The following is a 1,041-nucleotide window of genomic DNA, read 5'->3' as shown; positions in this document are numbered from 1 at the left end:
GTGTACAAGAGGGAGATACTATTGATTACCAATTTCAGGTCATTAATAAGGATACGCTAAGTTTTCAGTACAATATCATAGCACCTGAAAAAGTACAACTTTCGTTCGACTCATTGGGTAACTTTCTATGGGTACCTGACTATGACCTGGTGGACAGAATAGATGAGTCAAAGTCAATCAGTTTTATTGTGGAAGCAAGTGCCCAGCAGGTTAAAATCTCAAAAGAATTACAGTTTGTGGTGACACACACTAATCGGCCACCCATGGTTGGTGAGCTCCCCATTTTCTATGTGAAGCAATATAGTGACAATGACTATTATCTCGATAAAAACAAACAGGTAAATGATCCCGATGGTGACCCTATTGTTTTCAATGCAGTCCCTGAAGACTTACCTCAAGGTGCGGAACTTTCAGAACTTGGCGTACTCTCCTGGCGACCTTCAAGAGGGCAGTTCAGATCATTAAAATCGAAACCGGTTTCTCTAAATTTCACCGTTCAGGATCAACCAAACAAAGAAGAAACAAGCGGTACAGTCATCATCAAGGCTACGGAAATTGACCTGCCACCAGATGTACAGGTAGTACCATCAGATTCAATAATATCTGTTAAAGAAGATGAAGTAGTAAACCTCAATTTATATGTAACTGACCCTAATGGTGATGACGACATTTCTGACGTTGGTTTTGTAACCAATTCATTTGACATTCCTAAGGAGGCACTCACAAAATATACCAATACCCAATGGGAATTTAAGTGGATGCCAGGTTATGAAATCATTCAGGAAACAGGTGGTGTAGACTCTTTAGAGGTCACATTTTTCGCCATTGATAATAGCGGGAAGAAAAGTGATAAAACATTTACCATTGCTGTTTCTGACGCAGAAAATATTGTAAAAAAAGATCTGCGGCTTTACAATAAATACAAAGGCATTTTGCTTGCTACAATGGATTTGATCAACCACTTGGATGCTCACCAGAAAATATTAAACAAGCAGCTAAAACAAGCCAAAAAGGGCAAAAAGCACCGTTCAATACTTAATG

At 39.0% G+C, this 1,041-nt stretch carries 1 protein-coding gene; it reads left to right on the top strand.

The features are described 5' to 3' along the window. The coding region (locus E1140_RS21295) for a hypothetical protein (RefSeq protein WP_185153363.1) at positions 1–1,041 on the top strand (1,041 nt) is incomplete at both ends.

The sequence above is a fragment of the Fulvivirga lutimaris genome, from assembly GCF_009711525.1.
In the GTDB taxonomy this organism is placed as follows: Bacteria; Bacteroidota; Bacteroidia; order Cytophagales; family Cyclobacteriaceae; genus Fulvivirga; species Fulvivirga lutimaris.
The sequence above is the reverse complement of the archived record's forward strand: the minus strand, read 5'-3'. Positions and strand labels throughout refer to the sequence as shown.